The following is a 21074-nucleotide window of genomic DNA, read 5'->3' on the forward strand; positions in this document are numbered from 1 at the left end:
CATGAGCCGCCTGTTGATCCGCAACGCCCGCCTGGTGAATGAAGGCCAGACATTCGACGCCGATGTGTTGGTCGCCAATGGTCGTATCGAAAAGATCGCCAGCAGTATCCAGGACCATAACGCGCCTGTCGCCATCGACGCCCAAGGCCAATGGCTGCTGCCCGGTATGATCGATGACCAAGTGCACTTTCGCGAACCTGGCGCGCCGGACAAAGGCAGTTTCTACAGCGAATCCCGCGCAGCAGTGGCCGGCGGCATCACCAGCTTCATGGACATGCCCAACACCCGCCCGGCCACCCTCGACCTGGACGCCCTGGCCGACAAAAAGCGCCGCGCTGCCCTGCACTCGGTGGCCAACTATGGATTTCATTTCGGCGTGAGCAACGACAACCTCGACACCGTCGCCGCCCTCGACCCGCGCGAGGTGGCTGGGGTCAAAGTCTTCATGGGCGCCTCGACCGGCAATATGTTGGTGGATGATCCACGGATCCTGGAGCGCCTGTTTGCCGAAGTCCCCACTATCTTGCTGGCCCATTGCGAACACACGCCAAGCATCCAGGCCAACGAGCTGCGGCTGCGCGAGCGTTTCGGCGAGCACATCCCCGCCGTCGCCCATCCGCTGATCCGCGATGCCGAGGCGTGCTATCGCTCGTCATCCTTTGCAGTGGAATTGGCCAAACGCCATGGCACCCGCCTGCACGTACTGCACCTCACCAGCGCCCGTGAACTGGCGCTGTTCGAAGACAAACCCTTGTGCGAAAAACGCATCACCGCCGAAGTCTGCCTGCACCACCTGCTGTTCGATGACCGCGACTATCACCGTCTTGGGCACCAGATCAAATGCAACCCGGCAATCAAGACCCGTGCCGACCGTGACGCCTTGCGCCAAGCCTTGTTGAGTGATCGTCTGGACGTGATTGGCAGTGACCATGCGCCGCATACATGGGCGCAAAAACAATTGGGTTATCGCGAGGCGCCGTCGGGATTGCCTCTGGTGCAGCACGCGCTGCCGGCATTGTTGGAGTTGGTGGCCGACGGGCTGCTGCCGCTGACCACCCTAGTGGCAAAAACCAGCCACCGGGTGGCCGACCTGTTCGCCATCCCGGATCGCGGTTATCTACGTGAAGGGTATTGGGCCGACCTGGTGCTGATCAAACCGGAGCCCGAAGGCAAACACGTCAGCAGCCAGCCGATCCTGGCCCGCTGCGGCTGGACGCCCTTCACCGAGCGCAGCTTTCGCCACAGCGTCAGCACCACCCTGGTTTCCGGCCACTTGGCCTGGCACAACGGCCAAGTGGTGGACAGTTGCCAGGGCTTGCCTCTGCATTTTCTGCGTTAAGCGCGAGGTTTGACCGTTCCGCAATCGTTGCCCAGCCACTGGGCATGGCTGTCCAGGCTGCCCTTTTGCTGAATACCAGTAGCATTGAAGGTGCCGTTGACGGTGGTGGTGAATTCTTTCTGGCTCTGGAAAGTAGCGACTCCAGTGCCTTGGGCTTTCGGGCAACTGAAGCGGAACTTCCACTGGTTGCCGGTCTTGTCGGTCACTTCCTGCTTGCAGCCCGACTGCGGGTCGGTCAGCGGGATCGAATCGGAGGCGACCTGAGCCGGGGTCAGGCACACCTGTACGCCTTTACCGGCCATGGTGATGCCTTGTTTTTCCAGCATGGCGCGCTGTTCCGGAGTCATCTGTTGCTTGAGCTGACCGAGGATCAGCGACAGGTCCGGCAGGTCCTGATTATCGACTTTCATATTACTAGTGGTCAGTTCCCACAAGCCCGGCGCCAGCATCTGCGCCTGCGCCGCCACCGGCAGCGACAAACCAATCATCATGGCCAAAGACAGCAGACGAGCATTCATCGGGTAACTCCTGGGTAATGTTGGGCGTTAGACGCCGCAAAGGTGCCAGGGTTGCACGGCAAATAAAATAGCGACATTCCTGACCAGACATGGTCTGTTAGGCACTTGGATTGCCTGGAGTTACGTCGTCCATGGATTTCTTTGGCCCGCACCTGCTCGCCTATTTCATCGCCACGCTGCATTTTCTGGGGACCCTCGCCGCGATCCACGCGGTGCTGACCGTCAGGACCGCCCAAGGCTCGATCGCCTGGGCCTTGTCGCTGATGTTCATGCCTTACCTCACCCTGATACCCTACCTGATCTTCGGTCGCAGCACGTTCGATGCTTATATCCAGGCGCGTCGCCAGGCCAACCAGGAAATGCACAAGGCGATCACCGCATTGAACTGGCGCCCGTGGGTCGAGGAAGCCCTCGCCGCGCGTAGTTCCAATGCGTACGCCTCTCTGCGCGCCATGCCCAAACTGGGGCGCATGCCGTGCCTGGCGAACAATGAAGTACGCCTGTTAGTCAACGGCGAGGCCACCTTCAGCGCAATCTTCGAGGCCATTCGCAGCGCGAGGACCGCCGTACTCTTGCAATTCTTCATCATTCATGACGACGAACTCGGCCGGCAACTGCACGCCTTGCTGAAAGAAAAAGCCGCCCAAGGCGTCGCCATCTACGTGTTGTACGACCGCATTGGCAGCCACGCCCTGCCCCATCGCTACGTACAGTCGTTACGTGAAGCCGGCGTGCATATCAAGGCGTTTGCTACCCGCAGCGGCTGGCTCAATCGCTTCCAGGTCAACTTCCGCAACCACCGCAAGATTGTGGTGGTGGACGGCGTCACCGGTTTTGTGGGCGGGCATAACGTCGGGGATGAATACCTAGGCAAGAAGCCACCACTGGCGCCGTGGCGCGATACTCATGTCCAGGTCGTGGGCCCTGTGGTGGCGTGCTTGCAGGAGTCGTTTGCCGAAGACTGGTTCTGGGCCGCGCGCGAGTTGCCGCCGCTGATCCTGCCGGATGCCTACCCCGAGGACGGCGTGCTCTGCCAGTTGCTCGCCAGCGGCCCGGCCGACCCGTATGAAACATGCTCGCTGTTTTTTGTCGAAGCCATTCACGCAGCAACCGAACGCGTATGGATCACCAGCCCGTATTTCGTCCCCGACGAGGCCGTATTCGCCGCCCTGCGCCTGGCGGTTTTGCGCGGTGTCGATGTGCGCCTGCTGCTGCCGTCACGCCCGGATCACCGCATTGTCTACGCCGCCTCCAGCCTTTACGCTATCGAAGCGGTGCGGGCTGGCGTGCGGGTGTTCCGGTATACGCCGGGCTTTTTGCATCAGAAGGTGGTGCTGGTGGACAGCGAAATCAGCGCCATCGGCAGTGCGAACATGGACAACCGTTCGTTCCGGCTGAATTTCGAAGTGATGCTGCTGACGGTCGACGAGGCCTTCGCCAAGGAAGTGGAACACATGCTGCTGGACGACTTCGCCCTGGCCCATGAAGTCAGCCAAGAAGAAAGCCGCGAAACCCGCCGCCTTCAACAATTGGGCATGCGGGTCGCGCGGCTTATTTCTCCGATTCTTTAGCTCGACGGCCGGCGCAGAAGCACTGGCATGCTGGACTAAGCTTCACAGCGTCACATCCGACAAGTGAGGTCCATCATGAATACAGTACCCACCCTGCAGGTGGAAATCGGCAAACCAACCTACATCCTGCATCTGCATTATAAAGTACTTTACCCCGACAAACCGTTTGAGCGTGCAGCTGTTTATCTTTACGACAACGGCATATACCTGATCCTTTCACCGGGCGAACACCACTGGGGCGTATTCGTTATCATTGGTGATATGAACGAGCCGACCTGGGGAATGAGCTTTATTTCACTGCCATCCGATGACTGGGGTAAAAACCTGGCCCGGCATGACCTGTCGTTCAGACAAACCAGCAATACATTTACCCAGCAACTGTACATCCAAGATGATCAGGATCCAGCGAAACAGCATGGAACGTTTGAGCGCTTCCCTAACAGCGTGGTCGATCCGACCACGCTGAGGTGGTACAACATCCCTCAACCAAAGTAGATATCACTGCGGGTCCAAGGCAGTTCATGGCTGCCATCTGCATGGGGCTTGGTTGCAAGAATTTGATGCAGATTTATCCAGCCCCGCGCAAACGCATACGCGCAACCGGCCAGGTACAACCGCCAGATACGTAACGCTTGCTCCGGCACCATCTTCGCTGCCGCTTCCAGATTGTCTTCCAGGCGCTCGCTCCAATGGTCCAGGGTGCGCGCGTAATGCAGGCGCAGGCTTTCGACGTCGACCACTTCCAGCCCGACTTCACTGATTTCAGCAGTCATCATCGCCAAGTGCGGCAGTTCGCCATTGGGAAACACATAGCGCTCGATAAAATCCCCGGCGCCACGCCCCACAGGGCGGCCATCTGTGTGCTTGGCGGTAATGCCGTGGTTCATCACCAGGCCGCCTTCGCGCACCGCGCCAAACAGCGTCTTGCAGTACTGCGCCAGGTTGGCATGGCCGACGTGTTCAAACATGCCCACGCTGACCACTTTGTCGAAACGGCCGTCTTGTGGCAGGTCACGGTAGTCGAGCAATTGCAGGTCTACCTGATCTTCCAGGCCTTCGGCTTTCACCCGTTCGCGTGCCAATGCCAACTGCTCTTTGCTCAGGGTGATGCCAAATACTTTGACCCCGAACTCCCGCGCGGCAAACCGCGCCAGTCCACCCCAGCCACAGCCTACATCGAGCAAATATTCGCCCGGCTGCAACCGCAACTTGCGGCACAGGTGGCGAAATTTGTCTTGTTGAGCCTGGTCGATGGATTCGCTGCCGGTTTCGAAATAACCGCAGGAGTACGCCATGTCCTGGTCCAGCCACAGCTGGTAGAACTCGTTGGACAGGTCGTAATGATAGGAAATGGCCGCGGCGTCGGTGGCCTTGTCGTGGATCGAGCGCACCGGACGACTCCCCTCGTCGTCTTCGATCAGAGCGTGACTCAACTCATCACATACCCGGATGACCTCGGAGATGGAGCCTTCCAGCTCCAGTTTGCCCTCGACGAAGGCTTCGCCCAGTGAATCGAGCGTTGGATGGGTCAGCTTGGTCACGACCGTGGGGTCCTTCACCACGATGGTCACACTGGGCTCTGGGCCCAAGTTGAATTCATGGCCGTCCCAGAGTCGCAGACGCAGCGGTAGCTGAAGATTCTGTAAGGCCGGTGGAAGTTGCGCGAGCATGAGTTGTCCCCCCTTGTTTCAGACGTCTGAGGTGAGGTTAGACCATCCGAAGACAAAGTAGGAGGCTATCGATTTAATAGCGTTCTTCTATGGGGCTCGGCGCTCGAGCAAACCGTCTTGGACCCACTGTTTAAGCCATGTGACAGCCTGCAGTGGCGCACCCTCTGCATAAGTGACTGCCAACGCCGCACACAGTTCGGCAAAGCTCCAACCGGTCGTCACCATGCCTGCCAGCGCATACGCCTCTGCCGACTCAAGGCTACGGTAATGGCAGACATTCTGATGGCGCCACACCAGGCACGTCTGCGCCGGGGCCAGTGCATGGCTGTCGGGGAAGTCGGATTCATCCTTGCTGGCACGCCAGATCGCTACGCTGTTGAATCGGCACAGCAGCTCTTGCACCGTCGGCGCCAGGCAAACCTGCAACACCGGCCACGCCTGCGGCGGCAGCGATGCCATATCGTTCAGCGTCAGCGGTTGGCCCCGCGGTGCATCAAATGCCAGGGTAAACGACCATTCCAAACGCGCCAGCTCCGCCAATGGCGCACCCTGCTCAGCCACCAGATGCTCAAGGATAAACGCCGGGAAACGCTCGCCCAGCCAACGCAGGCTGTAATGAGCCGAGGGGTAGCGCCGCAGGTAGGCCTCGGTCAACGCGGCAAATTCTTCATCACCCAGCCAATAAAGGGTGGCGCTGAAGTCATGCCGCAAGACTTCCTGCAACCGTGAAAGATAGGCGTTGTGGTAAATCGCCAGGCCCGTGTCCACATCCAGCGTCGGCCCGCCTAATAGAGTGGCGGCAAAAACACTGTTGGGCACTGCCGTGTCGGCTAACAAGTGCTGTTCGAAAGCCAACTGCCAATCGATCAGGCGCATAACGGCCTCCTGGCCAGGGCCGTCCTGCCCAGTTCGCGGGCCTTGCTCAGTTCAGTGAGCAACTCTTCAAAAGGTGGGAAATGGTCGTCCCGCTCCAGTAGCGTCGACACCGGCCCCAGATGCTCAAGCGTTTGTTGATAAAGCACCCACACCGGATCGCACACGGGATGGTCATGGGTGTCGACCACGTAATCGCCGTAATCCATATGCCCCGCCAGATGCAGTTGGCGGATGCTTTCCGGTGGCAGGTTGCGGATAAACGTCCAGGCATCGAAGCCATGGTTGCGCGAGCTGACATACACATTGTTGACGTCCAGCAACAACTGGCAGCCTGACAGATGGGTCAGGGCATTGAGGAATTCCCACTCAGTGAATTCGTCCGCCTTCGAGCGCACATAACTGGAGACGTTTTCCAGCACCAGCGGGCGTTGCAGCACGTCTTGCACTTGGCGGACACGGGCGGCCACGTGGTAGAGGCTTTCTTCGGTATAAGGCAGTGGCAGCAGGTCATGCAACTGGTGGGCGCTGCCACGGCTCCAGCACAGATGATCGGAAATCCACGACGGCTGGATACGCTCGGCGAGCTGTTTGATTTGTTTCAGGTAATCGGTATCAAGGGCATGGGGCCCACCGATGGACAGGGATACACCGTGCATCACCAAGGGATAGCGCTCGGCTATCGCATCCAGGTAATACAAGGCTTTACCGCCCTGGATCAAGTAATTCTCGGAGATCACTTCGAACCAATCCACGCCTGGCGATTGTTCAAGGATCTGCTGATAGTACTCACTGCGTAAACCCAGGCCGTAACCGAGGCTCGGAACAGAGGTAGGCATAAGACACTCCTGGGAAAGTGTCCGCAGCGGTGGGGGCGACCGCTGCGGGTGCACTCGTTTGTCGGTTACTCGCCGACTGTACCGCCAGCCTTGGTGCACGCATCGGCACTGGCCATCGCCTTGAAGCCTTGGCCTTTGCAAGAACCTTGGCCTTTGCAGGCGTGGTCCTTGGTTTTGCAGTCGTTCTGGCCTTTGCAAGCGTTGATGCCGTAGCAGTGAACCGCTGTGTCAGCGGCTTGAACCTGAGTGACAACACCGGCAAACATGGTAGCGGCGGCCATTGCGAGAGCGGCACCAGCAGCAGCGGATTTGATGTTCATTGTTGTATTCCTCATGATCGTAGGGGTGTCGGTCTGAACGGATTGTCCAGTCTCGACACACCACTAGAGTGAGGTCCCTGCGCCGCGTTACAGCCCTGAGCAAATATTCCTGAAAATTATTCTTCGAGCTTCAAAAGCGGTTCTTGAAAACGCAGCAAACGCCCGGCATTGCCCAGTACCAGCAAGGTGCTGAGGTTATGCAACACCGCTGCAATCATGGCGCCCGCCGCGCCCAACCAACCGAACGCGGCGAACACGACAATGGCCAGGGTCCAACCCAGGCCGATGATCACGTTCACCTGCAAGGTCTGCCGGCACTGGCGACTCAAACGCACACAGGTGCCCAGACGCCGCAAGTCACTGCCGATCAACACCACATCAGCTGATGCCAAGGCAATATCTGCCCCGCCCGCGCCCATGGCCACGCCGACCACACCCGCCTTGAGCGCCAAGGAGTCGTTGATGCCGTCGCCCACCACCATCGGGCGGAAGCCGCTGCCAATTTCTCCCAACACGCGGTTGAGCTTGTCTTCGGGCAAGGCCTGGGCTTCGACATCGCTGATGCCTACCTCCAGCGCCAGGCTGGTGGCCACGCTTTGACGATCACCGGTAAGCAGCAGTTGGCGACCGAGACCGAGATCGCGCAGTTCTTGCAGCGCCTGGCGTGCCTCCGGCTTGACACTGTCGGCCAGCAGCAACCAGGCGAGGAATTGCCCATTCAGCGCAAGCCCCGCGATGGGGCCATCGTGGTTCGGTACAGAGGTGGTGACGATGCCCAGTTGCTCGAACAATTCCGGGCGCCCCAAGGCCGCTTCGCCCTGATCGGTCTGCGCCACGACGCCCAGCCCCTGACGCTCACGAATGGCCGTCAACGCCAGCAGTTGCTCCTGCGTGGCCAAACCCGCCAACGCCCGACTGACCGGATGGCTACTCGCTGAGCCCAGGCTGGCCGCCAGATTCAGCAGCCCCTGCCGATCCGGCGCAGTGGTCTCGATGGATTGCAGGCGCAAGGTGCCGAAGGTCAGCGTTCCAGTCTTGTCGACCACCAATGAAGTCAGGTCGGCCAGCTCCTCCAGAAACGCCGAGCTGCGAATCAGAATCCCATGCCGCGCCGCGACTGCTATCCCGGCGATCGCCGTGGCCGGTGCCGACAGCACCAGCGCGCATGGGCACGCGGCCACCAGCACGGCGAGCATCGCCTGGGGGTCGTTGGTCACAAACCAGGTCACCGCCGCCAGCAACAATACCAACACCATATAGCTGCCGGCATAGCGTTCCAGCAGCCGTGTGATCGGTGGCTTGGAGCGCTCGGCGTTCTGCATCAGCGCGATGACTTTGCCCAAGGTGGATTCGTTACCCGTGCGGGTCACTTGCAGACGCAGCAGGCCATCAAGGTTGATCGCCCCGCCAAACACCTGCATGCCCACACTGGCTTCCAACGGCACCGACTCACCGGTAATCGGCGCCGTGTCCAGGCTCGCCTGGCCCGACAGCACCACGCCGTCAGCCGGCACGCGGTCACCGGCACGCACCTCGACCACATCACCGGTGTTCAGCGTGCCGTTATCCACCTCAACAATGCTGCCGTCAGCCTGCACCAGACGCGCATGGCTGCGCGTCAGCTTGCCCAACGCGTGGATGGCTTCCTGGGAACCGATCACGCTGCGCTCTTCCAGCACGTGACCGAAGATCATGATAATCGGCAGCAACGCCGCAGTCAGTAGATCCCCTGTGGCCCAGGCACCGAGCATGGCCAGGGCGATCAGTTGGTCGGTGATGCCATGCAGGCTGGGAAACCGCAGGCTGTACCAGGCCGAACGCATCACTGGCACGGCCACCAGCAACGACGCGACGCCCAGCAGCAGTTGGCTCACACCGATCTGGTCCGGCGCCAGCCAACGCCATACCAGCCCCAGTACCAACAAACCCAAAGCCAACATGGCCAGGGTCAATTGCCGGGCAGCGCTGCGCTGTTCGGCTGAGGTCAGCATGGGTGCGCTCATTGTTCGGCTCCCTGGATGATCAAGCGGGAGTCGTCTTTCGGATCGACCGTGGTCACGGCACCGGCCTGGCCGAGAATCTTCGGCAAGCGCTCGCGGTACAGACGCAGCAGCAGGCCCGGGTCTTTCACCTTGGCCAGGCTGACGACGGTCGCGGTTTGCGCCTGGGCGTTGGCCAGACGCTCGCTGGCCTGGGCGTGGGCGACTTGCACCAGGCGGTCGGCCTGCTGAGTCGCGGTCTGGGTGAGTTTTTCCGCGTCGGTGCGCGCGTTGGCCACGGCCTTGTCGGCTTGCTGGCTGGCCGTCAGTACGGCGTTAAAGGCATTCACCGCCGGGCCCGGCAGGCTCGATTGCACATCGACACGGGTCACTACGATGCCCAGTCCCAAGCCTGTGGAAGCCAGTTCCGTGAGGCGTTTATTGATGCCTTGCACCAAGTCGCCGCGCAACCGTTCACGGCGTTCGGCGGCGCCGTTGTCGGTGCCGATCAATTCAGGTCGCGCTACCAAAATAGTGTCCAAGTCCCGCGCCGCGGTGAGCGCCACGGCGCTGCGCGTCACCAGCCTGTCCAGGGCCGGCAACACATGATCGCCCTGCAACACAAACGCATAGGGTTCGGTGACCTTGTAGAACACCCGAACATCCAGTTGCACCACACCGGCATCCCCCGTTAGCAGGTAACCGGAACCGGCCAGCGCATCACTCAACGGCGTGGCGAAACTGGCTACACGGTCGGCCTGGATCGCCGCGTCGGAGCGCAGCAGGTTCTCCACACGGCGTTCGATCACGCGGTCAGCCGCCGGAAGCAACACCACCTGCTCGAACGGCTGCGGCCACGCCAGCAACAGCCCGGCATTCTGGATGCGGTCGAGCGCGCCGAAATGCAGGACCACTGCACGGTTCTGCGGGTCGATCTGGCGCACATTGGAAAACGCCCAGGCCAATGCCGCCAATACCGTCACCGCGTACAACGCCAGGAAGGTCAAACGCCCGGCCTGGATCCATGGGCTGTCCGGGCTGGCACGCTCAGTCATGGCTGGACGTCCTTCGGCCCGTCCACCAAGGCGCGGAACGGTGCGGCGTCGGTGCGCAGGATGATTTTGGTACCTGGAGTGACCACGGTGCCCAAGGTGTCGAGAGACCGCAGCAAGTTGTAAAGCTGTGGATTACCCGCATAGGCACGGCCATAGATCTGCGCCGCTTCGACCCGCGATTGCGCTTCGATATCGGCAGCCTTCACCGTGGCATCGGCCTGCACAATCCGCGCATCACGCTCGGCGGCGGAACGGATCTGCGCGGCTTCACGCTTGCCCACGGCGGTGCGTTCGGTGGCGATGGTTTCACGCTCGGCGCGCATGCGGTCGACCGTGGCGGTAAGGGTCACTGATGGCAAAGTGAGCCGCTCGATACCCACCTGGGCTACACGCACGCCATAGGTGGCGAGCAATTGTTGATCAATCTGCTGGCGCAACTGCGCTTCGAAATCAGCGATGCGCACTTGGCTGGCGTCAGTGTTGATCAGGCTGGACAGGTCGAAGCTGGCCGCCGTGGTTTCCAGCGCCGAGCCAACGAAGGTGCGAATCTGCCGCGCCGCTTCATCTGGCTGGTTCTGCACGGCGCGCATAAAGCGTTGCACGTTGTCCGCGTCGCCCTGCACCTGCCACGCCACGTACGCCTGCACGATGATGCGCAGTCCGTCGCGGGTGCCCACATCCTGCAAACCGCTGGAGGTGGTGCGCAGACGCAAATCCACCGGGATCGCCGCCTCGAACGGCGCCGGCCAGCACCAGCCAAGGCCCGGCTCCAACAGCACCCGCGACGGGTTACCGAAACGGGTAATCACCGTGGCCTCGCCGGAACGCACTTGCACGAGGCTGGCGGCGGCAACCGCAAACAGCACCAGCAACAGCGCCCAGGCCATACGCCGCCAGGGGAACGGGCCGGCCGCTTGTTCATCACCGTGATGATGGTGGTGATGACCGTGATGATGACCGTGATCGTGAGAATGAGCGCTCAACAGACAGACTCCTTATTGAACGGCTTTACGCGGCACCGAGGGATCGGCCGGCAAGGTAAAAGAACGCAGATCGATCGTCGGCGCGCCGTCGGCACCGAGGCGATGATCCAGAATCAGCAGCTTGGCATGGGCCAGGCCCTGGCTGAGTTGACCGAGATACTGTTCCAGCACAAACGCCTGGCCGGCCGTGGCGTAGGCCTTTTGTTCGGCGGCGAAGCGCAGATTGGCCGCTTGCGCGCCCGCGTTCACTTCGCGGGCAGTGGCGGTGGCCTGGTCGCGGACGGTGCTGGCTTGCAGCAACGCTTGGTTGGTGTGTTCGCTGGCCGCGCCGCGCTCACGGGAGATCAGGGCCTGGGCGCCGATCTGTGCAGCCTGCACACCGTGATAAGCGTTGGCGGCTCCGGCCGGTGGGTGGATCGCCTCCACCACCGTGGCGAGAATTTCTACGCCGCTGTCGAGTTTTTGCAGGTCGGCCTGCACAGCGCGGCCAATTTCCTCGGCCAGGCTGGTGCGTTGTTCGCCGAGCAATTCGTCGAGGGTGCGCGAGGCAAAATCATGCACGAGGATGCGGCTGGCGATGCTGCGGATCAGGGTCGGTACGTCCGCGCTGTTATAGGTGGCGGCGAGCGCGGCCTGGTCGGTGAGGCCGATGCGGTAGACGAACCGCACATCCATATTGACGATCTGGAAGCTCTGTTTGTCGCCGCTGCTGCTGGCGATCACCTGGGACTTGTCATTCACATGGCTGGCGTCCCACAAGCGATTGGCAATCAACGGCGCCGGGCCTTCGGCAGGGGCCAGTTCCGGCGTGGCGGCTTCGCTGACGCTGGTAGCCAATTCATGCACCACACCGTTTTCCACGCTGATCACGCGGCCCAATGGCCACGGCAACCCCGCATGCAAGCCAGGGCCGAAGACCTGCACCGGCTTGCCGAAACGTTCATAGATCCCACGGCCTTGCAGGGGCACTTCGTGCACGCCGGTGAGCGCCCAGCCTACCGCCAATACCACCAACAACACGGGAAGGAACGCCCGGCGCATGTAGGTAAACGCCCAGATCTGACGCAGGTCGATGCCAAAGCGGTTGTGCAATTCATGTTGCAACGCGAGCAAGGGTTGCGGCGGCCAGCGCAACAGCCCGGCGATAAAGCTTTGCGCCATCAGGCGGGGTTCCAGGCGTGGCTGGCGTGGGCTGAACAGGGACAGCACCGCTCTTGATAGAAACTCCAGCGAGACGAGTGCCGGCAGCAAGCCGATCAATACGGCCACCCTCAGGGGCCAGACTGAGTTTGCACCGGCAAACAGCAGACACACCGCACTGACCACCAGGCAAATAATCGCCACCCGGCTCAACTGCGCCAGTTGCGAGGCTTCGGGCCATTGCGCTGCGGTCTCCTGTGCAAGACAGCGTTCAAACACCAGCAACCCGAACGCCAATCCCAACCCCAGCGCAGCACCGATGCTTGCCGATTGACCGACCGTTGCGGCGGGCAAGGCCAGGTTCCAGAACTCGACAAGGCTGACCAGCGCCAGCAACGACCAGCCGCCGAGCCACAATACCGGCGCGCCGATCTGTTGGCCAAAACGCTGCGCAAGGCGCGCATACCGGCTTGCGTCTTCAACCGGCACATCAACCGACGGTTCTTCCAACGCCTGGGCACGCCAATCCGCCACCCACCACGCCGATTGCAAACCCGCCACCAGCAGCAACAATGCCGACGCACAGTTGATCAACACCACCGGCCAGATCGACAACGGCGCAAACAACGCGACAAACAGCGCCAGCACCCAGCCGGCAACGGCCAACACCGTCAGGCTGATACCGGCCCGGCGCAATCGACGGGCATGGAACAGCCCTTGTTGAAACCGCGGAAGGCCTTCCACCGAAGCGCCGTCAGCTTCCAGATCCACTTGCATCCACTTATGTCCGCTCGCACACAATTAGTTACGATATAACACAAGGCGTGAAATTTTTGTTTGCTTAGAGGCAGACCGTGACTAACCCCCCAGAAACACACGCCATCACTGGTGCAGGCCACGATTAATCGGCACACTCCAGAACAGTTTTTCGCGGGTCCACAGACAAGGAAGCGTCACCTCCCATGATTTCGATCTATCAGCTCAAACCGCGCTTTCAAAATCTGCTGCGCCCTCTCGTGCAACGTCTCTATGACAATGGCACCACCGCCAACCAAATCACCGTGCTGGCCGGTGTGATTTCCTTGCTGGTCGGCCTGCTGATCGCCAGTTTCGCCCAATATCTATGGCTGTTTGCGTTGATCCCGCTGTGGATGATCCTGCGCATGGCCCTCAACGCCATCGATGGCATGCTCGCCCGTGAATTCGGCCAGCAGTCGCGCCTGGGCGCCTACCTGAATGAACTGTGTGATGTGATCGCCGACAGCGCGCTGATCCTGCCGTTTGCGTTGATCCCCGGCGTGAGCCTGGCGCCGGTGCTGCTGGTGGCGTTGTTGGCGGTGTTCAGCGAATACGCCGGCGTGCTGGGGCCGATGGTGGGAGCATCGCGGCGCTATGACGGGCCGATGGGCAAAAGTGATCGCGCCTTCGTACTCGGCGTGCTGGCCACCGGCGTGGCGCTGGGCTGGCTGGGCGCGGGCTGGATCGACGCGGTGATGTGGCTGGTGGCGGCCCTGCTCGCCTACACCTTGGTCAATCGGGTGCGCCAGGGCCTCAAAGAACAAAAAGAAACCTCACCGATTGCATAAGGATTTTTGCGATGCGCGAACAGCAAGAGCACACCTTCAGTACCCATGACGGCGTCGAGCTTTTCTACCGGCACTGGCCAGCCACGGAGAATACCGGGCCGCGCAAGGCAATCGTGTTGTTCCATCGAGGCCATGAGCATTCGGGGCGTATCGCCCACCTGGTGGATGAGCTGAACCTGCCGCACTTCGACTTTTTCGCCTGGGACGCCCGTGGCCATGGCCAATCCCCCGGCGAGCGCGGTGACAGCCCCAGCTTCGCCACCAGCGCCCGTGATGTGCAGACCTTCTGCGACCACATCGGGGCCGCCTATGGCATCGAGGAGGAAAACTTCGCCATCATCGCCCAAAGCGTTGGCGCGGTGATTGCCGCGACCTGGGTGCACGACTACGCGCCGAAGATCCGCGCGCTGGTGCTCGCTTCCCCGGCGTTCAAGGTCAAGCTCTACGTGCCCTTTGCACGGCCGGGCCTGGCGTTGATGCGCAAGTTTCGCGGCAACTTTTTCGTCAACAGCTACGTTAAGGCCAAGTTCCTCAGCCATGACCCTGAGCGCGTGGCCTCCTATGACAGCGACCCGTTGATCACCAAGGCCATCTCGGTGAATGTGCTGCTCGGCCTGTACGAAGCGGCCGACCGGGTTGTCGCCGATGCCCAGGCGATCCAGGTGCCGACTCAACTGCTGGTCTCTGGCTCCGACTTCGTCGTGCATCGCAAACCCCAGCAGCAATTTTTTGACCGCCTCGGCAGCCTGAAAAAAGAGCTGCACATTCTCCCCGGTTTCTTCCATGACACCCTCGGTGAGCGCGACCGCGCCACCGCCGTAAACAGCGCCCGGCGTTTCATCCTGCAGAACTTCGAACACCCGCTGGACCGCGCGTCACTGCTGGATGCCGACAAACTGGGCGCCACCTGCGCCGAGTCTGAAGCCCTCGCCGCGCCACTACCGCGCAATTCCCTGCGCGACCTGTACTGGCGCCTGACCCGCGCCAGCATGGGCCTGGGCAAGAACCTGTCGGATGGCGTGAAGCTGGGCTTCGACACCGGTTTCGACTCCGGCAGCACCCTGGACTACGTGTACCGCAACACCCCCACCGGCAAGGGCGGGCTGGGGCGGATGATCGATACCAACTACCTCAACTCCATCGGTTGGCGCGGCATTCGCCAACGCAAGCTGAATGTCGAAGAGCTACTGCGCCTGGCGATGGCCACGTTGCGTGGGGAAGATCGTGAAGTACGCATTGTGGATATCGCCGCCGGCCACGGTCGCTACATTCTGGAAGCCTTACAGGGCGTGTCGCCGCTGCCGGAATCGATCCTGCTGCGTGACTACAGCGACATCAACGTGCGCGACGGTGGCGCGCTGATCCGCGAGAAGGGCCTTGGGGATATCGCGCAGTTCGTCAAAGGTGACGCGTTCGACCGTTTGGACCTGGCCGCGCTGGATCCGAAACCGACGCTGGCGGTGGTGTCCGGGTTGTACGAGTTGTTTGCCGATAACGGCATGGTCGGCGGTTCATTGGCCGGACTGGCCGAAGCCGTGGAGGCCGGTGGCTACCTGGTCTACACCGGCCAGCCGTGGCACCCGCAACTGGAGCTGATCGCCCGTGCGCTGACCAGCCACCGCCAGGGTCAGGCCTGGGTGATGCGTCGCCGCAGCCAGGCGGAAATGGACCAACTGGTGGAAGCGGCCGGTTTCCGCAAGATCACCCAGCGTGTGGATGAGTGGGGCATTTTCACCGTGTCCCTGGCACAGAAGATCTGAGCATGCGCGAACCCGGTTTGTTGAAACCAGCGGTACTCTGGCTGTTGCTGTTGGCGCCGCTGTTTTTTAGCACCTACGGATTCGCCACCTGGGTCACCAGCCAGCGCAGCGACGTCGGCACGCTGGTGTTCGGCTGGGAAACCCATATGCCGTTCCTGGCCTGGACCATCGTGCCTTACTGGTCCATCGACCTGCTCTACGGGTTTTCCCTGCTGCTGCCCAACACCCGGTATGAGTTGAAACAACATGCGCTGCGCTTGCTGAGTGCCCAGGTGATCGCCGTGAGCTGCTTCCTGCTCTGGCCGCTGCGCTTCACCTTCGAGCGGCCGGAGCTGGACGGCGTGTTTGGCTGGCTGTTTGCGGTGCTGGCGGGGTTCGACAAGCCGTTCAACCAGGCGCCGTCGCTGCATATAGCGTTGCTGGTGATCCTGTGGGTCATGTACCAGCGCCATACCCAGGGTTTCTGGCGATGGTTGGTGCATGGCTGGTTCGTCTTGATCGGTATTTCGGTGCTGACCACTTATCAACACCACTTTATCGACTTACCCACAGGCGCCCTCGCCGGGTGGATTTGCGTGTGGCTGTGGCCGGTGGGACATCCGAACCCACTGTTGAATGCGCGGTTGACGCGGGATCCCAAGCGTTGGCGGCTGGGTATACGTTACGGGCTGGGTGCTCTAATACTGGCGATTCTCGCCCTGGTACTGGGCGGTGGCTGGCTGTGGTTACTGTGGCCTGCGGTTTCTCTCGCCTTGGTCAAGGCAAACTATCTGGTGCTGGGTGCTTGGGGTTTCCAGAAACGCGCCGATGGCCGAATGTCGCCCGCCGCGCGCTGGCTGTATGCACCGTATAGGGCGGGCGCGTGGATTAACTCGCGCCTGTGGACACGCAAGCGTCCAAAGCCCGATCTGATGGTGGATAACGTCTGGCTTGGGCGAATTCCTGCGACAAATGAGCAGAAGCCCTTCAACGCTATCGTCGATTTATGCGCCGAATTGCCGATTGATCCACAGGGCCGCGCCTACCAATGCATTCCCGTGCTGGACCTGATCGCCCCAACTCCCGACGATTGCCTGCAAGCGGCACACGCCATCGAGCGCCTGCGCGCCAGCGGCCCGCTGCTGGTGTGCTGCGCACTCGGCTACTCGCGCAGCGCTACCGCCGTTGCCGCCTGGTTGCTGCACACCGGACGCGCCGCGACGGTCGAGCAGGCGCTGACTATCATTCGTACAGCGCGGGCCGATGTGGTCCTGCACCCCGCACATCGTGAAGCATTGGAGGGTTTGCCCCATGCCGGCTGATATGGAACTCCAAGTGGTCGCCAGCCTGTTACGGCGTGGCCGCTCGCTCGATCACTTATCCACAGGTCTGACCGTGGCCGGTGTGTTGTTCGGCCTGGCCCAGTTGTTGATGGCGAGTATCTCGACAATCTGTCTGCTGCTCAGCCTGTGGATGATTGTCCTCGGGCTGCTGCAAAAGTACTGGTCGCTGCGCGTGGCCTTCGACGCCGACCTGTTCGCCCTACTGGCCCGCGACATTGATCGCACGTCAGACCTCGACCAAGCCTTGCTGAGCCTTGGCCTGCAATCGGCCAAGCGCATTGGTCGCCATTGGACCGAACGCCGTCGCGGCGCTCTAAAACTGTTGCGCAAACAAGCCTGGCTGCTGGGCGCGCAAGCGCTGCTGACCCTGGGCGTGATCCTCGCCAGCCCCTGGCTACCTTTCGCCGGATAAGGAATCCCCATGTTCGAACCCGTGGTCGCCACGCTGATTACCTCCATGGCCCGTACCGTTACTGGTGCCCGCAGCCTGTGGCTGGGATGCGCGCCGGTGCCGGTGCAACGCATCTACTTCGCCAACCACAGCAGCCACGGCGACTTCGTGTTGCTGTGGGCCTCGCTCCCGCAGAACCTGCGCAAATTCACGCGCCCGGTGGCAGGCAGCGATTACTGGAATGCAAGCGCCCTGCGTCGCTACATCATCAACCGCGTGTTCAACGGCGTGCTGATCGACCGCGAACGCAAGGACCCTGTGGATAACCCTTTGCAACCCATGCTCAACGCCCTGGAAGATGGTGATTCGCTGATCATCTTCCCCGAAGGTACACGCAACCTCGAAGATGGCCTGCTGCCATTTAAAAGCGGCCTGTACCACCTGGCAAAAAGTTACCCACAGGCCGAACTGGTTCCTGTGTGGATCGCCAACCTCAACCGGGTCATGCCTAAAGGCCGCGTATTGCCGCTGCCATTGTTGTGCACCACCAGCTTCGGCGCGCCGCTGCAACTGGAAGAAGGCGAAGACAAGACCACCTTTCTCGCCCGCACCCGCGATGCCCTGCTCGCCCTTGCCCCGGAGCATGTCTGACATGGATAGCCAAACCCTGATGTTGTTCGGTGGCATCGGCGCGATTCTGGTGCTCGCCTCGCTGATCGGCCTGATCCTCAAACTGCGCACCCGTGGCACCCCCAATGCGGTGATCGACAACCTCAACGCTCGCATCAACGCCTGGTGGGTGATGGTGGTGGTCATCGGCATCGCCTTCTGGCTCGGCACCGGCGCGGTGATCCTGCTGTTCTACGCGGTATCGTTCTACGCCCTGCGCGAATTCCTCACCCTCACCCCCACCCGCCGCAGCGACTACCCGGCGTTGGTCGCTGCGTTCTACCTGGCGCTGCCGCTGCAATACCTGCTGATCTATTCGGACTGGTACGGGCTGTTCTCGATCTTCATCCCGGTGTACGTATTCCTGCTGCTGCCGATCCTCGCCTCCTTGGGTGGCGACAGCACGCACTTTCTGGAGCGCGCGTCGAAAGTGCAGTGGGGCCTGATGATTGCGGTGTTCTGTGTGTCGTTCGTGCCCGCCCTGCTGACCCTCGACATCCCCGGCTACGAAGGCCGCAACCTGCTGCTGATCGCCTACCTGGTGATCGTGGTGCAGCTGTCGGACGTATTGCAGTACGTGTGTGGGAAGTTGTTCGGCAAGCACAAGATCGCGCCGAACCTGTCACCGTCGAAAACCGTGGAAGGCTTTGTCGGCGGCATCCTGTTGTCGTCCCTGATCGGCGCGGCACTGTGGTGGACCACGCCATTCAACCCGTGGCAGTCGTTTTTGATTGCTCTACTGATCAACCTGCTGGGGTTTGCCGGCGGCATCGTGATGTCGGCGATCAAACGCGACCGGGGCGTGAAGGACTGGGGTCACATGATCGAAGGGCACGGCGGGATGTTGGATCGGTTGGATTCGGTGTGCTTTGCGGCGCCGATTTTCTTTCATCTTGTGCGGTATTGGTGGACGTAAATTTTGTTGCCATTAACAATTTGAAAGAATTTGTAAGCCTATAGGCAAACAAAATTATGTGTTTTGTTAGCCTATAGGCTTATTTTTTTATTATTTTGTATGCCTATAGGCTAATATTAATTACGAAATTGATAGCCTACAGGCTTACAAAGGGTTATTCACCATGAGTGCTTCCAAGCTCTACAAACTGCGCCTTTCTCAGGTAGAACGTGCCATTGAGCCGTTTAATACCCTTAAAAGTGCGGCTGCTCCGCCAGGCGGTTGGCTGCGGGCTATCCGAGAATCACTAGGCCGCTCATTAAAAACGCAGGCCGAAATTGCCGGCGTATCCTCAGGGACGTTGACTAAGTCCGAGCGCTCCGAGGCTGAAGATCGGATATCGCTCGCACAGCTAAGAAAGCTAGCAGCAGCACTGGACTGTGAACTCGTCTACGGCCTGGTCCCCAAGAAGCCCCTGCACGAAGTCGTCCAAGACCGCGCCGAATTCATGGCGAAGCAAGAAATCCTAGGCGTTGCACATTCCATGAGCTTCGAAGACCAACGCCCCTCTGATGCGTTCATCGAACGTCAGATTGATGAACGTCGCAGAGAACTACTCGACGGTTCGTGGGCCCGCCTATGGCAATAGAACTGGAACTGAAACCAGGCCAAACGCCGCTCGATCCCGACGAAGTCGCTGGCCTGAAACCGAGGCATATCGCCAACCAGGGTGAATTGGATGAATGGGAGGCGCAGAACATCCTCAAAGCCTCACGTTGGATAGCGCGGCAAAAAAAACTGGATGTACTGAACGACCATTTCTGCCGTGAGCTTCACCTGAAAATGTTCGACGACACTTGGAAATGGGCCGGCACCTTCCGCAAATCCGATAAGAATATCGGCTGTGATTGGACGCAGATCGCGGTCAACTTACGGCAGTTGCTCGACAACATGACTTACTGGCTGGAACACAATGTCTTCCTGCCAGAAGAGGTTGCCGTGCGCTTTCACCACCGACTTGTTTGGCTATACGCCTTTCCGAATGGCAACGGTAGACATGCTCGCCTCATGGCCGACTGCCTGCTGAGGCAATGTGGTCTTGCTCCCTTCTCCTGGGGTCGCGGTAACTTGGTGACCGCTAATGAAGTGCGCCAACGCTACATCCAAGCGCTTCGCGCTGCCGACAACAATGATTACACGCTACTGTTGACATTCGTGCGCAGTTGAAGCGCCGCTTGAACGGGCAAAGTCTGAAACTACGACTCCTACGTCCCGCTTCCCTTTCTTTCGCAGGACATTTCCGAGAGAACCCCAACCACTTGTGCCCTGCCTTTGTCGGTGGCTAGTCTGCGTTCGTCACTGTCAATTCAGTGACCGGGTTTAGCAGCTCGAATGTACATTGGACTACTGGGAGTTATTGAAATGACCAAAGTAAAGTCCAACCCACCCCACCACTTTTTCACCACCCATCCCGACCTCAGTCTCGAAGACGCCCTGGCTTATGCCTCAGACCTGCTCCACTGTGCCGAGGGGTTGAATGATTCCCCCAAGGCCGCCGGTTACCTGATGGAAATGGCCAAAGTGATGGTGGATCGTTCACTCGACTGCATGACGCCGCAGTAACCCTGTGGTGAGCGTGCAAGCCCGCTCACAGAAGGCGATTAGTTGGGCAAATGCCCCAGCGGTAACGCCCCTGGGGTTTTCACGGTCTGAATCGCGAAGTTGCTGCGAATGTCCCTCACCCCCGGCAGCTTCAGCAAACTACCCGTGACGAACCGCTCATAGCCGCGCAAATCCGGAACCACCACCTGCAACAGAAAGTCCGACTCCCCCGACACCAGGAACGCCGAGATCACTTCCGGCAGCGCCGTCACTGCCTCGCGAAAGGCGTTGGCCTCGGTGTCGTTATGCCGCTCCACCTTCACGCCCACGAATACCATCATCCCCAGGCCGACTTCGTCACGGTCCAGCGTGGCCTGGTAGCCGCGAATCACACCGGCCTCTTCCAGCAGACGCACGCGCCGCAGGCAGGGTGAGGCGGACAGCCCGATCTCATCGGCCAGTTGTACATTACTCAGGCGGCCGTCGCGTTGCAGGGCTTCAAGAATCTTGCGGTCAAACGCATCGAGTTTAAGGTTTGGCATAAGTGAACGGTCAATAAGGT

Annotated in this window: 22 protein-coding genes; 12 read left to right on the forward strand and 10 right to left on the reverse strand. The window is 60.6% G+C overall.

All coding sequences use genetic code 11. The features are described from left to right. The first annotated feature begins 1 nt into the window (after position 1). A complete protein-coding gene (locus LVW35_RS28675; protein WP_233893036.1) occupies positions 2-1339 on the forward strand; it encodes a dihydroorotase in 1338 nt (445 codons plus the stop codon). On the opposite strand, the gene LVW35_RS28680 is transcribed toward LVW35_RS28675, so the two are convergent. Beyond that, positions 1336-1857, reverse strand: coding sequence for a DUF3617 domain-containing protein (locus LVW35_RS28680; RefSeq protein ID WP_233893037.1), 522 nt, complete (start codon positions 1855-1857; stop codon positions 1336-1338). The genes LVW35_RS28675 and LVW35_RS28680 overlap by 4 nt on opposite strands. A 131-nt stretch (positions 1858-1988) precedes the next feature. On the opposite strand from LVW35_RS28680, the gene cls reads away from it, so the two are divergent. Then, positions 1989-3428: a cardiolipin synthase gene (gene cls / locus LVW35_RS28685; protein ID WP_233893038.1), complete on the forward strand. Its 1440-nt coding sequence runs from the start codon at positions 1989-1991 to the stop codon at positions 3426-3428. A gap of 75 nt (positions 3429-3503) precedes the next feature. Continuing rightward, positions 3504-3923: a hypothetical protein gene (locus LVW35_RS28690; protein WP_233893039.1), complete on the forward strand. Its 420-nt coding sequence runs from the start codon at positions 3504-3506 to the stop codon at positions 3921-3923. Here LVW35_RS28690 and cfaB read toward each other — a convergent pair. From cfaB to hflK (LVW35_RS28730), 8 genes are all read right to left on the reverse strand, one after another. After that, complete coding sequence (gene cfaB / locus LVW35_RS28695; RefSeq protein ID WP_233893040.1) at positions 3911-5098, reverse strand: C17 cyclopropane fatty acid synthase CfaB; 1188 nt, start codon at positions 5096-5098, stop codon at positions 3911-3913. The two genes, LVW35_RS28690 and cfaB, sit on opposite strands and share 13 nt — an antisense overlap. 87 nt (positions 5099-5185) lie before the next feature. Further along, positions 5186-5974, reverse strand: coding sequence for an HvfC/BufC N-terminal domain-containing protein (locus LVW35_RS28700; RefSeq protein WP_233893041.1), 789 nt, complete (start codon positions 5972-5974; stop codon positions 5186-5188). Next, positions 5965-6810 (reverse strand): MNIO family bufferin maturase, encoded by an 846-nt coding sequence (bufB, locus tag LVW35_RS28705; protein WP_233893042.1) that lies wholly within the window; start codon positions 6808-6810, stop codon positions 5965-5967. The genes LVW35_RS28700 and bufB overlap by 10 nt, the downstream gene beginning before the upstream one ends. Before the next feature lie 65 nt (positions 6811-6875). After that, positions 6876-7130 carry a BufA2 family periplasmic bufferin-type metallophore gene (gene bufA2 / locus LVW35_RS28710; RefSeq protein ID WP_233893043.1) on the reverse strand — a complete coding sequence of 85 codons (255 nt, stop codon included), beginning with the start codon at positions 7128-7130 and terminating at the stop codon, positions 6876-6878. A gap of 116 nt (positions 7131-7246) precedes the next feature. Continuing rightward, on the reverse strand, positions 7247-9133 hold the full coding sequence (locus LVW35_RS28715) for a cation-translocating P-type ATPase (protein WP_233893044.1): 1887 nt from the start codon (positions 9131-9133) through the stop codon (positions 7247-7249). Next, complete coding sequence (gene hflK, locus LVW35_RS28720; protein ID WP_233893045.1) at positions 9130-10164, reverse strand: protease modulator HflK; 1035 nt, start codon at positions 10162-10164, stop codon at positions 9130-9132. Before hflK (LVW35_RS28720) ends, LVW35_RS28715 begins: the two co-directional genes overlap by 4 nt. Continuing rightward, positions 10161-11150, reverse strand: a complete 990-nt coding sequence (gene hflC / locus LVW35_RS28725; protein ID WP_233896566.1) for a protease modulator HflC — start codon at positions 11148-11150, stop codon at positions 10161-10163. The genes hflK (LVW35_RS28720) and hflC overlap by 4 nt, the downstream gene beginning before the upstream one ends. Before the next feature lie 9 nt (positions 11151-11159). Then, positions 11160-13064: a protease modulator HflK gene (gene hflK / locus LVW35_RS28730; RefSeq protein WP_233893046.1), complete on the reverse strand. Its 1905-nt coding sequence runs from the start codon at positions 13062-13064 to the stop codon at positions 11160-11162. A 185-nt stretch (positions 13065-13249) separates the two neighbouring features. Between hflK (LVW35_RS28730) and LVW35_RS28735 the strand changes: the two genes are divergently transcribed. From LVW35_RS28735 to LVW35_RS28775, 9 genes are all read left to right on the forward strand, one after another. Continuing rightward, a complete protein-coding gene (locus tag LVW35_RS28735; protein ID WP_233893047.1) occupies positions 13250-13873 on the forward strand; it encodes a CDP-alcohol phosphatidyltransferase family protein in 624 nt (207 codons plus the stop codon). Positions 13874-13884: 11 nt separating this feature from the next. After that, positions 13885-15633 (forward strand): bifunctional alpha/beta hydrolase/class I SAM-dependent methyltransferase, encoded by a 1749-nt coding sequence (locus LVW35_RS28740; protein WP_233893048.1) that lies wholly within the window; start codon positions 13885-13887, stop codon positions 15631-15633. 2 nt (positions 15634-15635) lie between these two features. Continuing rightward, a complete protein-coding gene (locus LVW35_RS28745) occupies positions 15636-16934 on the forward strand; it encodes a phosphatase PAP2/dual specificity phosphatase family protein (RefSeq protein ID WP_233893049.1) in 1299 nt (432 codons plus the stop codon). Further along, on the forward strand, positions 16924-17367 hold the full coding sequence (locus LVW35_RS28750) for a hypothetical protein (RefSeq protein WP_233893050.1): 444 nt from the start codon (positions 16924-16926) through the stop codon (positions 17365-17367). Before LVW35_RS28745 ends, LVW35_RS28750 begins: the two co-directional genes overlap by 11 nt. Before the next feature lie 9 nt (positions 17368-17376). After that, positions 17377-17997, forward strand: coding sequence for a lysophospholipid acyltransferase family protein (locus LVW35_RS28755; RefSeq protein ID WP_233893051.1), 621 nt, complete (start codon positions 17377-17379; stop codon positions 17995-17997). A 1-nt stretch (position 17998) separates the two neighbouring features. Further along, positions 17999-18931, forward strand: a complete 933-nt coding sequence (locus LVW35_RS28760; RefSeq protein ID WP_017528659.1) for a phosphatidate cytidylyltransferase — start codon at positions 17999-18001, stop codon at positions 18929-18931. Positions 18932-19094: 163 nt separating this feature from the next. Next, complete coding sequence (locus LVW35_RS28765; protein WP_233893052.1) at positions 19095-19559, forward strand: helix-turn-helix domain-containing protein; 465 nt, start codon at positions 19095-19097, stop codon at positions 19557-19559. After that, positions 19550-20137, forward strand: coding sequence for a mobile mystery protein B (locus LVW35_RS28770; protein ID WP_233893053.1), 588 nt, complete (start codon positions 19550-19552; stop codon positions 20135-20137). Before LVW35_RS28765 ends, LVW35_RS28770 begins: the two co-directional genes overlap by 10 nt. Positions 20138-20332: 195 nt before the next feature. Beyond that, entirely contained in the window at positions 20333-20533 is a 201-nt protein-coding gene (locus tag LVW35_RS28775; protein ID WP_233893054.1) for a DUF3077 domain-containing protein, read from the forward strand. Between the two features lie 38 nt (positions 20534-20571). On the opposite strand, the gene LVW35_RS28780 is transcribed toward LVW35_RS28775, so the two are convergent. Further along, entirely contained in the window at positions 20572-21054 is a 483-nt protein-coding gene (locus tag LVW35_RS28780) for an Lrp/AsnC family transcriptional regulator (protein ID WP_233893056.1), read from the reverse strand. Positions 21055-21074 lie beyond the last annotated feature (20 nt).

Origin of the sequence: Pseudomonas sp. HN11 (assembly GCF_021390155.1) — a bacterium.
In the GTDB taxonomy this organism is placed as follows: domain Bacteria; phylum Pseudomonadota; class Gammaproteobacteria; order Pseudomonadales; family Pseudomonadaceae; genus Aquipseudomonas.